Origin of the sequence: Massilia sp. GER05 (genome assembly GCF_052056005.1) — a bacterium.
Classification (GTDB): Bacteria; Pseudomonadota; Gammaproteobacteria; order Burkholderiales; family Burkholderiaceae_D; genus Telluria; species Telluria orientalis.
In genome coordinates this window covers 3361792-3376424 of record NZ_CP178858.1, presented here as the reverse complement: position 1 = coordinate 3376424, position 14633 = coordinate 3361792, and the positions used below count along the sequence as shown (strand labels likewise).

Here is a 14633-nt window from a genome sequence, read left to right as displayed (position 1 = left end):
GCCAGGCAGGTAACCTGGTCGAAAACCGGTTCCGGGGCGGTATCCAGGATGTCGCGGAACTCGAGCAGTTCCTGGCGCTTCGATTCGTGGAAAGTCGAACGAGCCGAGATCGATAATATTGTGTTATGAAAACAATTTCCATGGCACACGTTTCGGCACGTATCCGCCCTGACGCCACACGGCCTACGCCCAGATGACGTCATTCCTCCAGGCCTCGCTCGCAATGAGCGATTGCAGTTTCTCCTGCAGCATCGTCGACCATGCCTCGACCAGCCTGGACGGGCGGTTCTCGCGCAGCGTCGTAATGGCCACGGTCGACCGGATCGAAGGACGTTCGATGGCGTGGGCGACGACATCGCCGCGCGCCACCTCGTCCTTGATCGCGACTTGCGTCAGGATCGAATAGCCCAGTCCCGCCTTCACCAACTGCTTGGTCAGGGCGACGCTATCGACTTCGATCTCGACCCGCAGCCGCACGCCGTGCTGGATCGCGGCCTGTTCCACGAGGCGGCGATTGCTGTGGGGTAGACCAGGGAGGATGAGAGGAATGTCCGCGAGATCCCGGATGTGGTAACCGCGCTTCCGTTCCGCCTCCCCGGCCGGGCCGATCAATATCATGGGCTCGCTGAACAATGGACGGACATTGAACGCATCGAGCAGCGGCTGGTTGTACACGACCGCCAGGTCGACCCGCTTGTCGAGCACCCACTCCTGCAATGAACTGCTGAGCCCTTCGCGCAGGTGCAACGTGACGCGCGGCCAGCGTGCGCGGAAGTCCTTGATCAGGTCGGCGCCGATCAGTGCCCCGATCGTCGGCGGCAGCCCCACGGCGAGATGCCCACCCTCCTCGTCCGCGCTGGCACGGACCTGTTCGCCGGTCTCGTTCACCATGTGCGTGATCATCTCGGCCCGTTCCAGCAGCCTGGCACCGGCGGCGGTCAGGCGCACGCCGCGGCCATGGCGGATCAGCAGCGGTACGCCGATTTCCTCTTCCAGCTTCGCGATCTGCCGGCTCAACGCAGGCTGGGCGATGTAGAGCTCGGACGCCGCACGGCTGAAGCTCCCGGACCGCGCCACGTGAATGAAGCTCCTGAGTTCTCGTATATCCATATCCACCACCAGCCATGCCGAAGAAGCATAGGATCATATATTCATACGGTCTTTGTCAAAGTTTTTGCTTGAACCTATGCTTCATACAAATAGCAAGCCACTCAAAACAAGACGCCATCGGCGACCTTAGGAGACGTGATGAAACAACTGAAGAAACTGCATGTGCAGGTATTGATCGGGCTGGCGTGCGCCGTCGTGCTCGGTCTGGTGGCACCCGCCACCGCCATCTCGATGAAACCGCTGGGACAGGGCTTCATCGCACTGCTGAAGATGATGCTGGCACCGATCATCTTCTGCACCCTGGTCCAGGGTCTCGCCCACGTCAAGGACATGCGCAAGCTGGGACGGCTGGGACTGAAATCGCTGGTCTACTTCGAGGTCGTCAGCACGGTCGCAATGATCATCGGCTTCGTGTTCGTCAACGTCTTCGAACCCGGCGCGGGACTGCACGCGACGAACATGGTGGAAAGCGCCGACGCCCTGAAGGCGACGGCCGGCGCCGGCCAGATCTCGGCGGTCAACTACCTGCTGGGCCTGATTCCACACACACTCGTGGACGCATTCGCCAAGGGCGACATCGTGCAGGTCCTCATCATTTCCATCCTCGCCGGACTGGCCCTGAACGTCACGGTCGGCGCGGATTCGATCCTCCTGCGCGGCATCGACGAAGCGCAGGCCGTCCTGTTCAAGATGCTGGCGTTCATCATGAAGCTCGCGCCGCTGGGGGCATTCGGCGCCATGGCCTCCGCGATCGGCAGCTACGGCGGCATGACGCTCGTGTACCTGTTGAAAGTCATCGTCGTGTACTACGGCGCATCGCTGGTGTTCGTATTCGGCGTCCTGAGCTCGATCAGCTGGATGATCGGCCTGCCGTTCTTCGGCGTGCTGAAGCTGATCCGCGACGAGATCCTGCTGATCTTCGGCACCGCATCCAGCGAAGTCGCCTTCCCGCGCCTGCTCGAAAAACTGCAGCGCGCCGGATGCGACGAGGTCGTGGTCGGCTTCGTCCTCCCGGCCGGCTACAGCTTCAACCTGGACGGCACGTCCATCTACATGGCGATCGCGATCGGCTTCATCGCCCAGGCCACGGACACGCCGTTCTCGCTCTGGCAGCAGCTGGGCCTGCTCGCCATCCTGAGCCTGACCTCGAAGGGCGGCACCACCGTGGCCGGCGGCGCGTTCGTGAAACTCGCGGCGACCCTGCAATCGGTGCGCACGCTGCCGCTCGGCGGCCTGGGCCTGCTGTTCGGCATCGACCGCGTGATGGCGACCGCCACCGCTCTCGTCAACGTCGTGGGCAACACGATCGCCGTCTTCGCCATCTCGCGCTGGGAGAACGGCTTCGATGCGGAAGCGTTTGCCCGCGAAACGGGAACGCGCCCCCGCCGCACCCGCCTGCAGCCGGACAAGGCCGCGGCGCAATCCCAGCCGGCCCAATCGAACATCTGAAATCCAGGAACCACCATGCCACGCATTTCGCCTATCGATCCCGAGCGTCTCGACGCCGAGCAGCGCGCCGTCCACGACGCCATCGCCAGCGGCCCGCGCAAGGGTGTCCGCGGCCCGCTCGCCGTGTGGCTGCACCGCCCGCAGCTTGCCGACCGCGCCCAGGCACTGGGCCGCTATTGCCGCTACGACAGCAGCCTGCCGCCGCGCCTGTCCGAACTCGCCATCATGCTGATGGGCCGCCACTGGCTCGCCGAATACGAGTGGGCGGCACACAAACCGTTCGCGCTGGAAGCCGGCGTGTCCCCGGACGTGCTCGATGCGATCCGCGATGGCCGCGCGCCGGCCTTCACGAGACGCGACGAAGCACTGATCCACGCGTTCATGCAGCAACTCCATGAACGCCGCGCCATCGACGACGCGCTGTATGCCGACCTCGAACGCGAGATCGGCCGCGACGCCCTGGTGGACCTGGTCGGCGTGGCCGGCTACTACACGCTGATCTCGATGACGATCAAGGTCTTCGAGGTGCCGCCGCCCGCCGGCGCCGCACCGGAACTCCCTACCTCCACGAATTAAGGAAAGCAGCATGAAAACTTCAACCGCACACCCGTCCACGGCGCCGGGACGCCTGAACAACAAGGTCGCCATCGTCACCGGCGCCGGCTGCGTCGGCCCGGGCTGGGGCAACGGCCGCGCCGTCGCCGTGCTGTTCGCGCAGGCGGGCGCAAAGATCTTCGCCGTGGACAAGAGCATGGAAGCGATGGAAGAAACCGTCCGGCGCGTCCGTGAAGCCGGCGGCACGATCACGGCGCACACGTGCGACGTCACCGACAGCGCCGCCGTCGAAGCCATGGTCGCCGCGTGCCTGGCCGAATACGGCCGCGTCGACATCCTGGTCAACAACGTGGGCGGCTCGGCGGCCGGCGGCCCGGTCGCGCTGTCCGAAGACAAATGGGATGCGCAGGTCGCCTTCAACCTGAAGAGCGTATTCCTGACCTGCAAGCACGTACTGCCCGTGATGGAAGCGCAGGGCTGCGGCGCCATCGTCAACACGGCGTCGACCTCCGGCATCCGCTGGACCGGCTCCGCGCAGGTCGCGTATGCCGCGTGCAAGGCCGGCGTGATCCAGCTGGGCAAGGTCGTCGCCGTCGAGTATGCGAAAAAAGGCATCCGCGTGAACACGGTCGTGCCGGGCCAGCTGCACACGCCGATGGTCGAAGTCCGCCTGGCCGGCCAGCGCAGCGGCGGCGACGTCGACAGGCTGCTGGAAAGCCGGCTCGCGCGCATCCCCCTCGGCTTCATGGGCGACGGCCGCGATACCGCCAACGCGGCGCTGTTCCTCGCGTCCGACGAAGCGCAATTCATCACCGGCACCGAAATCATCGTCGATGGCGGCATGACCGCAAGGTGCGACTGATGGTCCGGCCCGCGCTCACCGGCGGCCTGTGGGACTGCCATACGCATATCTACGGACCCTGGGATGCCTTTCCCCTGCCCGCCACGGCCGCGTACCGGCCGGCAGCGGCGCCCATGACCGAGCTGCTGGCGATGCACGAACGGCTCGGAATCGGCCACGGCGTGCTGGTGCAGGCGGCCTGCTATCAGTCGGACCACGGCGCGCTGCTGGCGGCGCTCGCGGCGACGGATGGACGCTACCGCGGCGTGGCGCTCGTCGACGAGACCATGGATGACGCCGACCTGCGCTCGCTGCACGACGGCGGGGTCCGCGGCGTGCGCTTCAATTTCATGGGACACCTGCCTGGCGACCGCGGCCTCGACCGGTTGCGCAGCGTCGCCGAACGCGTGCGCCCGCTGGGCTGGCATGCGCTGCTGCACGGCCCCCTCGCGCAGATCCTGCCGGTTCTCGATGCCTGGCGCGACCTCGACGTGCCGCTCGTGATCGACCATATGGCGCGCCAGGACGCGACGCGCGAATGGGACGAGCCCGCCTTGAAACTGCTGGAACGCCATCTGGCGCATCCGCAGCGGTGGATCAAGCTGTCCGGCGTCGACCGCGCGATGCAGGGCGCGCCGGCGCCGTGGCCCGCCGCGCTGCCGCTCGCCCGGCGCCTGCTCGCCGCGGCGCCGCAGCGCGCGATCTGGGGCACGGACTGGCCGCACCCGAACATCCAGGGCCCGGTGCCCGATGACGGCGAGCTGCTCGACTTCCTCGTAGAGGTCTGCGGTGACGCGGCGACCGCACAGGCCGTACTGATAGATAACCCGAAGCGACTGTATTTCTGACCACACGATCGCACCACTCGAATAACGACAAGGAGACGATGAATGAACAAATCAAGTAACCGTGCTTGTGCGACAGCCCTGCTTGCCATCGGCTGTTCGGGGTTGTTGTCGGCCACCGCGCAGGCCGCCGACATCCATGTCCTGGCCACGGGCGCGCTGTCGGCGGCGTTCAGGCAGCTCGGTCCCGATTTCGAGAAGAAGTCCGGCCACCACCTGGTCGTTGCGTGGGGCCCGTCCTACGGTAGCTCGCCCGATGCGCTGCCCATGCGCATCCAGGCCGGCGAAGCGATGGACGCCTGCTTCATGATCAAGGCGGCGATGGCCGATCAGATCAAGCAGGGCAAGCTGCTGCCCGCGACCGCCGTCGACCTGGCCGAGTCGCGCGTCGGCGTCGCCGTACGGGCGGGCCTGCCCCAGCCGGACATTGCGTCGGTCGGCGGCCTGCGCGCCACGCTGCTCGCGGCGAAGTCGGTCGCGTTTTCCGAGGGCGCGAGCGGCAAGTACATCGTCGGCACCCTGTTCCCCGAGCTCGGCATCGCCGACGCGATGAAGGCGAAAAGCGTACCCATCCACGGACGCGAACTGGTCGGCACGGCCATCGAGCGGGGCGACGCCGACCTCGGATTGCAGCAGATCAGCGAGCTGCGCGCCATCCCCGGCATCCAGTACGTCGGTCCTCTCCCGGAAGCCGTGCAAAAGGTCAGCGTCATCTCCGCGGCGATCGGCAAGGACGCCAGGGAACGCAAGGCCGCCGAGGCATTCCTCGCCTACCTGAAGACGCCCGAGGCCGCAGCGACGTTCGTGAAGACGGGGCTCGACCCGATCGGCGCGAAATAAAACGAATAAGCACGACAGACACGAGACTCACATGAAACTTCGCAAGCTCAGCTACGCATTCGTCCTCACCGCAACCTTGTCGGCATGCGCGTTCGCCGGCACGGCCGTCACGGCGGATCATCAACTCGTCAAGTACGGCAACGTGCAGATCGACGTGATGCGCCAGGGACAAGGCCCCGTCATCGTGATGCTGCCGTCGCTCGGCCGCTCAGTGCGGGACTACGACCAGGTCGCCGAACGCCTGGTGGCGGACGGGTTCCGCGTGCTGCGTCCCGAACCGCGCGGGATCGGACTCAGCAAAGGTCCGATGGAGAATCTCAGCGTGCACGATTTCGCGAAGGACGTCGCCGCCGTGATCGAGCACGAGAACAAGGGACCGGTCGTGGTGGTCGGCCATGCCTGGGGTAACTTCGCGGCGCGCCAGCTGGCGGCCGACCGGCCCGACCTCGTGCGCGGCGTCGTCGTCGCGGCCGCGTCGGCGGGCAAGGTGCCGCCCGGGTCCAACGAAAAGCCGATCGGCCCGGAGATGCGCAAGGCGATCGACGGCCCCTCCGACATGAAGCTGCCGGAAGCCCAGCGCCTCGAATACTTGCGCAAGGCGTTCTTCGCGCCCGGCCACGACCCGCGCGTGTGGCTGACCGGCTGGCACCAGGAAACGCACGAGGCCGAATCGCACGCGCGCAACACGACGCCGGTCGACGATTACTTCGCCGCGGGCACGGCGCCCATCCTCGACCTCCAGGCCGAAAACGACGCCGTGGCGCCGCGGCGCTTTTCGCAGGTCCTGAAGAACATGCTGGGCGACCGGGTCACCGTCGTCGTCATTCCGAATGCCGGCCATGCGCTGGCGCCCGAACAGCCGGACGCCATGGCCGACGCGATCGCCGCGTTCGCGCGCAAGGTCTTCGCGGATAAATAAACCCTTCCCGCCCGCATGCGGCATCGGACCGCCCGGCGTGCAAGCCGGGTGGACGGCACTCCTTTACCTGTTCGGTCAATACCAATGAAAAAGCAGATCATCGCATCGGGACTGCTCGTCCTGGTGAGCGGCACGTCGTCCGCGCAAAGTAATGTCACGCTGTACGGGATCGTCGACGTCGGTCTACGTTACGGAAACGCCGCTACGTCGAACGACGACACGTTGTCGGTCGGGTCGGGGCAGCAACGGGCGTCGCGCTTCGGTTTTCGCGGCACCGAAAACCTGGGCGGTGGACTCTCGGCCAGCTTTCAACTGGAAAGCGGCTTCAACGCCGACGACGGCACGCTGGGCTACGGCAACCGTCTCTTCGGCAGGCAATCGTGGGTCGGGTTGAACGGCGGATTCGGTTCGATCCGCTTCGGCAGGCAGACGACCGCGGTCTACGACGTGCTGTTCACGGTCGATCCGTTCGTCATCAACGGCACCGGCAACGCGCAACGGGTGTTCGCTTACGGCCTCGGCAAGACGGATCCACTGTCCCGCGCCGACAACGCGGTCACGTACAGCATCCGGCTGCACAACGGCGTCGGATTCTACGCCGGCCACGCGTTCGGCGAGAAGGCCGGCAGCTTCGCCAGCAACAGCAGCGACTTCGCCTCGGTGTCGTATGTGGCCGGCAGGTGGAATGTACGCGCGGCGTATCAGCATGCGGACGGCGACGACCTCGGCGCGGCATCGACGGCGCTGGGTGCCCTGGTCGGCACCGCACATCTGGCATCCGCGAACGTCAAGGTGAACAGCGCGATCGTCGGCGCCGTCTACGATCTCGGGCCGGTCAAGTTCCACGGCACATATGGCGATACGCGCATCGGCAATGGCGACGCGCTGGCGATGCGCAGCTACATGACCGGGGTGACCGTCGGCGCCGGGCGCGGCACGATTTGCGCATCGTGGAACCGCAACGACATCCGGGAGTTCCGCAACGGGATCTCGGATCAGTACGGTCTCGATTACACCTATCCGCTCAGCAAACGGACATTTCTCTATGCCGCAGCCGGCTATACGAAAAACGGCGGCGAAGTGCGCCTGAACTCGGCAAGAAACGGTTTCAGTGGACGTGAGGTAGAGACTGGAATGCGTCACACGTTCTGATATGGGCTATCGGAGCTGAAGTGGCACATCGATGGCCGACGTACGCATGCCTGAAGGCTGTGATGCGTAAACGAACGAAGTTCACTGGTGACGTAGATCAGCGCCGATGCGCTGATCTGACAGAATTCTGGAGGCGAGGACGGGAGTCGAACCCGTCTTAGACGGCTTTGCAGGCCGTTTTCGCCCTTATGAGTCAAGGAGTTAGCTCTGCACCGCACGTTGCACCGCATGAGTTCGCCTCGTCTCTCTTGTCGAAGTCCCAAATTGGGACTATCATGGACGTGTGCGAATCCTATCCCTACCTACCCTTCGGACCTTTTACGAACGACCGGAGTATGCCGACTCGAAGGAGCCACTTCTTACCTGGCATGGCCATGTCCTCAAGGCCAAGTGGCAAACCCCGGCGGACGTCAAAGCCGATTTTGGTACTGCGAGCATCCTGAAAGACGGACGGGTGGTCTTCAATATCGCTGGCAACAAGTATCGCCTGGTCACGTCCATCAACTATCCGTACGGGATCGTTTTCGTCAAGTTCGTCGGCACGCACAAGCAATACGACGCCATCGATGCACAAACTATCGAGGGACATCATGGACATTAAGCCTATTCGTACCGAAGCAGACTACCAGGCAGCGCTGCGCGAAGTGGAATCGCTCATGACTGCCGAGTTCGGAACGCCGGAAGGCGACCGTCTGGATGTGCTTGCGACACTGGTCGAAGCCTACGAGGCAAAACACTTCCCGATGGAAGCCGCAGACCCGATCGAAGCCATCAAATTCCAGATGGACCAGAAGGGCCTTACCGTCAAGGATCTCGAGCCGATGATTGGCCGGTCCAACAGGGTGTACGAGGTGCTGAACCGGACCCGCCCTTTGACGCTTCCGATGATCTGGCGGCTGCACAAAGGACTTGGCATACCGGCCGAGACTCTTATCCAGCCGCCCAAAAGCGCTGCTGCTGTTTGACTCACTGTCGCCAGATCGATCTCGACGTGTTGTGACTTAAACAGTTCGGCCCTCCACGAAAGCCGGGGTGCTTCGGCCCCATCCTATGGTAGGTGTGCCTGTCTTGCGTTGCGTAGGAACGTCCTGTTCTCGCACGTTTCCGTGACGGTTCGCGATTGAGGTGCAAATCAACCTCAACAGGGGTGAACCCATGGTGAAGCGGACTAAACAGGACTGAAGCACCGTTTTGCACGGCTACTGGGCTCATGTGAGCCCATCCGCAACGGCCTGCTAGGCCGCTAAAATGCGACTCTAACTACAGCTCGGTCGATGTCAAATTAAATTTGGCGAATATGCGCATTCTTCAAATGAAGCTGACATAAAATGAACTCAGTATGTTTATTATTTGGAGGCGAGGACGTGAGTCGAACCCGTCTAGACGGCTTTGCAGGCCATTTTGGCCTTCTGGAATCAAGGAGTTAGCTCAGCACCGCACTTTGCACCGCATGAGTTCGTTAGAACATGTCGTGCAAAAGCAGGCGAAAGCCTTTCTCATGCGACCGGCCGAGTCGCGTAATAGAAGCCAACAAGGAGCAACATGGGCAAGAGAAGATGCGACACGGCCGCAGCCAACGCATACCACCTCGCCCGCCTCCCTTCCGGGAAGCACCCCACCCCAAGCACGATAAGCTGATAGCCCGCAGCAAGATAAAACGCGGCAGAAAAACTGCTGTCGGCAAGCGCCGCCAGAAAACCCTGGAATAGCGTCAGGTTCATCGATTGAATTCCATCATGGCCATGGAACATCAGCGAACGGCATGCATGAACATGACCTCGACGCGATCTGCCTTCCTGTCGCAGTGTCTGGCGCGTGCGGCACCATAGAGCATGGAGTCGAACGTGATCCATTTCGGCGTCAGCATATCCTTGCGCGCGACCGTGAAGTTGGCCTCGCCATCGTGGAAAGCCAGAATGGGGGGTATCTCTTTGCCGTCGCCGCCTTGCGGATTGTAGACTTCGAGCTCAACCTTGCCGCTGGCATCGTCGTAGCCAGCGACTGCCTTGCCGGCCAAGGTAAAGCCGCAGCCTAGGCCCTGCTGATGGTAGGTGTAGTCAAACGATGGGACGCCGCGCGTATCAGCCTTCAGGTTTGCGATGCGCAGGTCGTGGCTGATGCCGCCGAGCTTCTCCGCGAAATGCAGGTCTGCGGCGGTGGACGCGTGCGCCCCGCAAGCAGCAAGCAGGCAGGCAACTCGAATGAGTGTCTTCAGCATGGTTGGTCTCGATAGGGTGATGAGGCGCGCTAGCGGGTCTTGCACGCGGTGACCGGGCCGAATACAAACTCCAGCCTACGCCCGAGCTGGCCCACGCCGTACCAGTTCCGGCTGTCCGACACGATAAATTTCGGCGTATTCCCCAGCACGTCGAGCGTCGTTTCGGCACCCGTGGCGGGATCGATCCACACCAATCCCCGCTTGCCGCCCGAACCTGCACAGGACTGGCGGATCGCCAGCAGGCCCTGCCCCGCAGGCGTGAAGGCTTCCACCTTGCAGAACTCGCTTTTATACGTAACCGCGGGAGTGATCGTGCCGCCTGCATCGACCGCGATCAGCGAAGACGTCCCGCGTGACTGCGAGAGCGAGTACGTCGTCGCCTGATAATCGATCGCGGTCGCGATGTTGTCCGAGGCTGTGACCACCTTATGCTGCGGACGCACACTCCACAGATACCCGCCGCCCGGTTTAATTTTTGAGTTGGCGTAATAGATGGCGAGGTCGTTCTTCGGAACGATTTTCGGGTAGAAGTCGCCGCCGATGTACCATTGGCTCCCGATGGCCCGCACGGCGGCGAATTGCGTATAGCTGCCGTCTTTCATCATGCGCGTATGGAACTCCAGCGATTCGTCTACGGCCGTGACGAACATGCCGTAATACTCGTTGTTCGCGTCCGTATCCTTGCCAAAGCCGATGACGTCCAACTTGCCATCATGCGCCAGCATATCGATGGCAACCCGGCTTTCGGTAGACACCGGAATCGCAGCGCGCTTGAGTTCGTCGCCACTCCTGCTGTACTTGACCACGTAGACGCGGCCCACGTTGTTCGCCATCGCGTGTGCGGTGTCGGCGTTCGCCAGCACATACACGTTGTTGCCGTGGAACCGGCACGCCACGGCGTACACATTGGCCGTCGCGTCGGGAGGAGGCATCTGCCGGGTCCAACCTGCTTTTTTCCGTACCAGGTCCACCAGCGTGACGGTACTATAGACGGCCGCGCCAGGCTCCTTCACGTACGAGGTGACGACGCAGGCCTGTGTGCCGTCCGGCGAGATGGCGATGTTGTTGATGTCGGACGATGCCGTGAGATCGCCGAGCGGAATGCTGCCGGAGCGCGTAAGTTGTCCGCCTTGCGCATGGCCACACGCGATCAACAGGCTCAAGGAGCAGGTGGAAAATCGGTTCATGGCGGCTCCTGTGCACACCGGATTCAACGTCTCGCGGCAGCCGGGTGCACTACCTCCGATATGGTTGCTCGTAGAGACTCTATAAGCGCTTGTGCGCATATGCTAACCAGCGGTGAACGTTGCCTGGGTTGAAATCAGAGCAGCTCCGCAACTCGTCTTATGTCCGTCGTAAGCGACTTGAATCCCATCGATGAGGTGATCAGGATTGCCTTCTACGACCGTACAGTTGTCATGTCCCGGCTTTGGACATGAACATAAATCGCCCACCCGGGCGACAGGAATACCGTCGATGGTATAGTGCTCTGCGGTTACTTTCACCACCTTACCACCGTGGCTGGTTGAATCGCCGAGTCGGATTACGTTAGGCATGAGCAGTATAGATTTGTCGAACTGAATTTACGCACCATACCCTCGGGTGCTTTGACCGGCAGTGGAGTGCTAAGTGAGGCTGTCGTCTGGGCCGGACGCCTTTGGCCGTTGCTGTGCACGATTGTCGTCTGTCGGCTTACCATCAGGATTCATTTGGTACGCAATCAGGGTCCAGACTGTTGCCACCTCGTGCGTTCGCACATTGCCGCTCAATTTCTGCCAAAGGCTTGGAGCCCCTCGCAACGTCGCAGGAGGCATCAAATCTCCCTGCCTGAAGAATTGCGGCTGAGCGCCTTCGACCGTAGCATGTTCACTACATTGCCAATATCCGGTCTGCGGACAAACCTTCCCTGTGGCGACGAGTTCCCCAAGTGGCACTGCCGGCACGTGAGCGGTGTTGCCGACTTTGTTAACGGTTGACGTTGGACGGAGTCGCAAACTCGTCGAGATCGCCTGCCAGAGCTGTAGAGCGGCTTCATCCGACAGGCTCGAATTGACAGGATTGCCTGGATTCCCCTTGCCTGTCTCGAGCTCGAGCGTGATGTTGGGTGCAAGTACATCCATGCCCTTGCCCGGGCTTTCCCACATGAACGAGTGGGCACTGGTGCCGTTCGACTCCTTCACGCGCACGAGCACTTCGGAGCCCGGTATGCCGTTCAGAGTGCGCGCCTGTTTGCCCAGGTACTTGATGCTGCTGGCGAACTCCATTGCCGTATCGTTCTTCGCATGGCGTGCCAACAAGGACTCCTGGGGCTTGTCCAGCACCGCCGTGTCCAACCGGATTGCGATATCCGGATGCCCCTTCAGGGTCGCGAACATCGTGACGCTTTCGTCAGGTTCCGGAGGCGTCGTGCTGTGGATGATGCCATTCTCTGTACAGAATCCTGGCTCTGCCGGCATGGAGCCTGCAGTCCTCGAGGCGAAGTTCTTTACGAGGTCGTGCACGACCTGCTCATACTTCGGCGAGGCCAGGGATTGCCCTTTGAAGCGATAGAGAAGGTCATCCTTCAGCGCAAACGCTTCGACGGTAATGCCCTCGTCGCCGGTCACGGGCTGCCCGTTCCGCATCCTCGTGACGGCTTTTTCACGACCTGAATACAAGAGCGTCGCCTGCAGGTTGACCCCGTCGACGACCTCGCTCTTTTCCAATGATGGTCTTCCAAGCTCGTTCGTCTCGCCCCCCAACGCCGAGACGCGCTCGGCGATCGCGGCAGCCGCCTTTTGTGCGTCGTATCCCGCCTCCACACTGATCGTGACGCCGTCGACGCGCGCATCGGTAAAGGTGACTTCCGCGTCGGCCGGGAGGTCAACCATCAGTCTGCCAACACATACTGTTTTCGTTTGTTGCATCATTTGTTGTGCCGTCCTTGATTGCTGGTGTTGCGGGGGCGTCTTGCTGGCGACAAGAACTGCCACAAACAGTCCTGCCACGACGATGAACGTGTACCGCGTACGCTTTCCGATCTTCACTTAGCCTCCTGCACGATCTTGCAGATCAGATGGTGGGTCAGACTGAGCATGTGCTTGTTTGCATAACTACCCTGGTGGTCATAGCCTGTGGTGCGAAAAATGCGCCGTACTTTGCCACGTGGCCCGTCGCCAGACTGCTGCGAAACGGTACCGTCGCCGGACGTATCCTGGTCGCCTGGCGTGAACAATATTTCCCATACCGGCAGTTTATAAACCTCAGGCATTTGGATGAACCGGTTTTCGGTTTGCAGCGCCACCATCGGTTTGCCGGCAGGGAGCAGGCTCTTGACGGGATCGGTCAGCGCGCGTTGCTCGTCGGTTACCCAGCGAAACTTGCCAAATGAAGGTTTATCCTCGTCCGCGCCGTAATACGCATAAGTATTCGGGTGATAGTACGTGTCGAGTAGCTTCGTATGGAATTTCTCGGCCTGGGCCACCGCCTTGTCGCATGCACCTTTTACTCCGTCCTTGATCTTGCGATATTTACCAGCAGGATCCGCCAGACTGGGATCGATCAGGCGGAACCACGCGTCATAGTCACGGTACATGTCGTAAACGTTGCTGTGCTGGAGCGCGGCGACGTCTACGATGGTACCGTCCGGCTTTCTGACAGATGCGAACAGCCATGGCGACGGGTAGAGATGGTTGGGGAGGAGTTCGAGAGGCCCGCATGCTGTAGCCATCGACGGCGTGGTCTTTTCGGGCGTGTCGCCTGCAATGGTCGCGAAACCCTTCATCGTATTACGGTCGTTCCAGCCTGCACCTGGCGCCGATTGTTCCGTTCCGCTGACGATGCGGCGATAGGCCAGTGGTGCGCCGAGCGCAGGCATGACGCCATGAACGACCCCGAGGATCTGGTCGGGAATCAGTTTGGCACATGCCCTTCCGACGAGGCCCCCCATCGAATGGGTAACGATGATGACCTGCTTGCATTCGTGCTTCCGGTCGGCCCAGAACTTGATAATCTCGAGGACCCGGTTCTTGAGCCGCTCGGCCGAGAATTCGTTCGAACGCACCCAGTTATATCCGCACGCGTAGACCGGATACTGGTACTGCGCGAATTTCTCCAACTCCTCTTCGGTCAACGGGGCGAGATCGGCGGCATTCCAGGAGGCTCGATCGTACTTCATGACCTTGTCCCAATAAGGACGCGGCTGGCGCTTCCTATTCGGGACGCCCGGAAGAAACGTGCTGTTCAGATTGGTTTGCAACGCAGCCAGCAAGGGACCGTAGCTGTCCGCGTGGACCTCTCCCCACCAGCGTGTGCGCAGGTGCTCGATTGTGATGCCCTCGGCGCCGTCGGGCAGCGTCACCTGGCCAGAATCGTCCACTTCGAGTGTGTCGCCGTCCAGTATGCGCTGACGTTGCGCTGGGTTACGGTCCTTCCATACCAGCAAAGCCTTCACCTTCTCGGTCAGCCCGTTCGGCGGTCGCCACGCTGGGCTACCCGCCGACAATTCCCCATTCTGGGGCTGCTTTTTGTTCGTTGTCGCGCGCAGGTTGCTGCCCATGATACCGGGTACGACGATAACGGGAATCACCTTGCTTGACGGAATAGCGATGCCACCGATCGTGGTCATTGCCTCGGGCGTGAGTACGCTCATGCCCTTGAGAATGCCGTCATCGCCGACAATCGGGTCAGGGAGACGGCGGAATGGTTCTGTCATGACTGTTGTTT

At 62.1% G+C, this 14633-nt stretch carries 16 protein-coding genes; 9 read left to right on the top strand and 7 right to left on the bottom strand.

Annotated features, from left to right (window positions below):
* Positions 1-183 precede the first annotated feature (183 nt).
* Entirely contained in the window at positions 184-1110 is a 927-nt protein-coding gene (locus ACL58G_RS15260) for a LysR family transcriptional regulator (RefSeq protein WP_413384786.1), read from the bottom strand.
* A 138-nt stretch (positions 1111-1248) separates the two neighbouring features.
* Between ACL58G_RS15260 and ACL58G_RS15255 the strand changes: the two genes are divergently transcribed.
* The 9 genes from ACL58G_RS15255 to ACL58G_RS15215 all read left to right on the top strand — a co-directional run bounded on the left by ACL58G_RS15255 (position 1249) and on the right by ACL58G_RS15215 (position 8676).
* Positions 1249-2559, top strand: coding sequence for a cation:dicarboxylate symporter family transporter (locus ACL58G_RS15255; RefSeq protein ID WP_440967646.1), 1311 nt, complete (start codon positions 1249-1251; stop codon positions 2557-2559).
* Between the two features lie 15 nt (positions 2560-2574).
* Positions 2575-3135, top strand: coding sequence for a carboxymuconolactone decarboxylase family protein (locus tag ACL58G_RS15250; RefSeq protein ID WP_440967644.1), 561 nt, complete (start codon positions 2575-2577; stop codon positions 3133-3135).
* Positions 3136-3145: 10 nt separating this feature from the next.
* The gene (locus ACL58G_RS15245; RefSeq protein WP_440967642.1) at positions 3146-3976 is read left to right on the top strand and encodes an SDR family NAD(P)-dependent oxidoreductase; all 831 of its coding nucleotides are present in this window, start codon (positions 3146-3148) and stop codon (positions 3974-3976) included.
* A complete protein-coding gene (locus ACL58G_RS15240) occupies positions 3976-4803 on the top strand; it encodes an amidohydrolase family protein (protein WP_440968044.1) in 828 nt (275 codons plus the stop codon). The genes ACL58G_RS15245 and ACL58G_RS15240 overlap by 1 nt, the downstream gene beginning before the upstream one ends.
* A gap of 42 nt (positions 4804-4845) precedes the next feature.
* Positions 4846-5640 carry a substrate-binding domain-containing protein gene (locus ACL58G_RS15235; RefSeq protein WP_440967640.1) on the top strand — a complete coding sequence of 265 codons (795 nt, stop codon included), beginning with the start codon at positions 4846-4848 and terminating at the stop codon, positions 5638-5640.
* A 31-nt stretch (positions 5641-5671) separates the two neighbouring features.
* A complete protein-coding gene (locus tag ACL58G_RS15230) occupies positions 5672-6559 on the top strand; it encodes an alpha/beta fold hydrolase (protein ID WP_440967638.1) in 888 nt (295 codons plus the stop codon).
* A gap of 48 nt (positions 6560-6607) precedes the next feature.
* Entirely contained in the window at positions 6608-7711 is a 1104-nt protein-coding gene (locus ACL58G_RS15225) for a porin (protein ID WP_440967636.1), read from the top strand.
* 283 nt (positions 7712-7994) lie between these two features.
* Positions 7995-8312, top strand: coding sequence for a type II toxin-antitoxin system HigB family toxin (locus ACL58G_RS15220; RefSeq protein WP_413384770.1), 318 nt, complete (start codon positions 7995-7997; stop codon positions 8310-8312).
* Complete coding sequence (locus ACL58G_RS15215; RefSeq protein ID WP_440967635.1) at positions 8302-8676, top strand: helix-turn-helix domain-containing protein; 375 nt, start codon at positions 8302-8304, stop codon at positions 8674-8676. Before ACL58G_RS15220 ends, ACL58G_RS15215 begins: the two co-directional genes overlap by 11 nt.
* Positions 8677-9207: 531 nt before the next feature.
* Here ACL58G_RS15215 and ACL58G_RS15210 read toward each other — a convergent pair.
* The 6 genes from ACL58G_RS15210 to ACL58G_RS15185 form a co-directional block, all read right to left on the bottom strand.
* A complete protein-coding gene (locus ACL58G_RS15210) occupies positions 9208-9432 on the bottom strand; it encodes a hypothetical protein (protein WP_413339477.1) in 225 nt (74 codons plus the stop codon).
* Between the two features lie 29 nt (positions 9433-9461).
* On the bottom strand, positions 9462-9929 hold the full coding sequence (locus tag ACL58G_RS15205) for a hypothetical protein (RefSeq protein ID WP_413339478.1): 468 nt from the start codon (positions 9927-9929) through the stop codon (positions 9462-9464).
* Positions 9930-9958: 29 nt separating this feature from the next.
* Positions 9959-11116 (bottom strand): hypothetical protein, encoded by a 1158-nt coding sequence (locus tag ACL58G_RS15200; RefSeq protein WP_440967633.1) that lies wholly within the window; start codon positions 11114-11116, stop codon positions 9959-9961.
* A gap of 102 nt (positions 11117-11218) precedes the next feature.
* Positions 11219-11485, bottom strand: a complete 267-nt coding sequence (locus tag ACL58G_RS15195) for a PAAR domain-containing protein (protein ID WP_413384763.1) — start codon at positions 11483-11485, stop codon at positions 11219-11221.
* A 69-nt stretch (positions 11486-11554) separates the two neighbouring features.
* The gene (locus tag ACL58G_RS15190) at positions 11555-12955 is read right to left on the bottom strand and encodes a T6SS immunity protein Tli4 family protein (RefSeq protein WP_440967631.1); all 1401 of its coding nucleotides are present in this window, start codon (positions 12953-12955) and stop codon (positions 11555-11557) included.
* Complete coding sequence (locus tag ACL58G_RS15185; RefSeq protein WP_440967629.1) at positions 12952-14622, bottom strand: esterase/lipase family protein; 1671 nt, start codon at positions 14620-14622, stop codon at positions 12952-12954. Before ACL58G_RS15185 ends, ACL58G_RS15190 begins: the two co-directional genes overlap by 4 nt.
* Positions 14623-14633 lie beyond the last annotated feature (11 nt).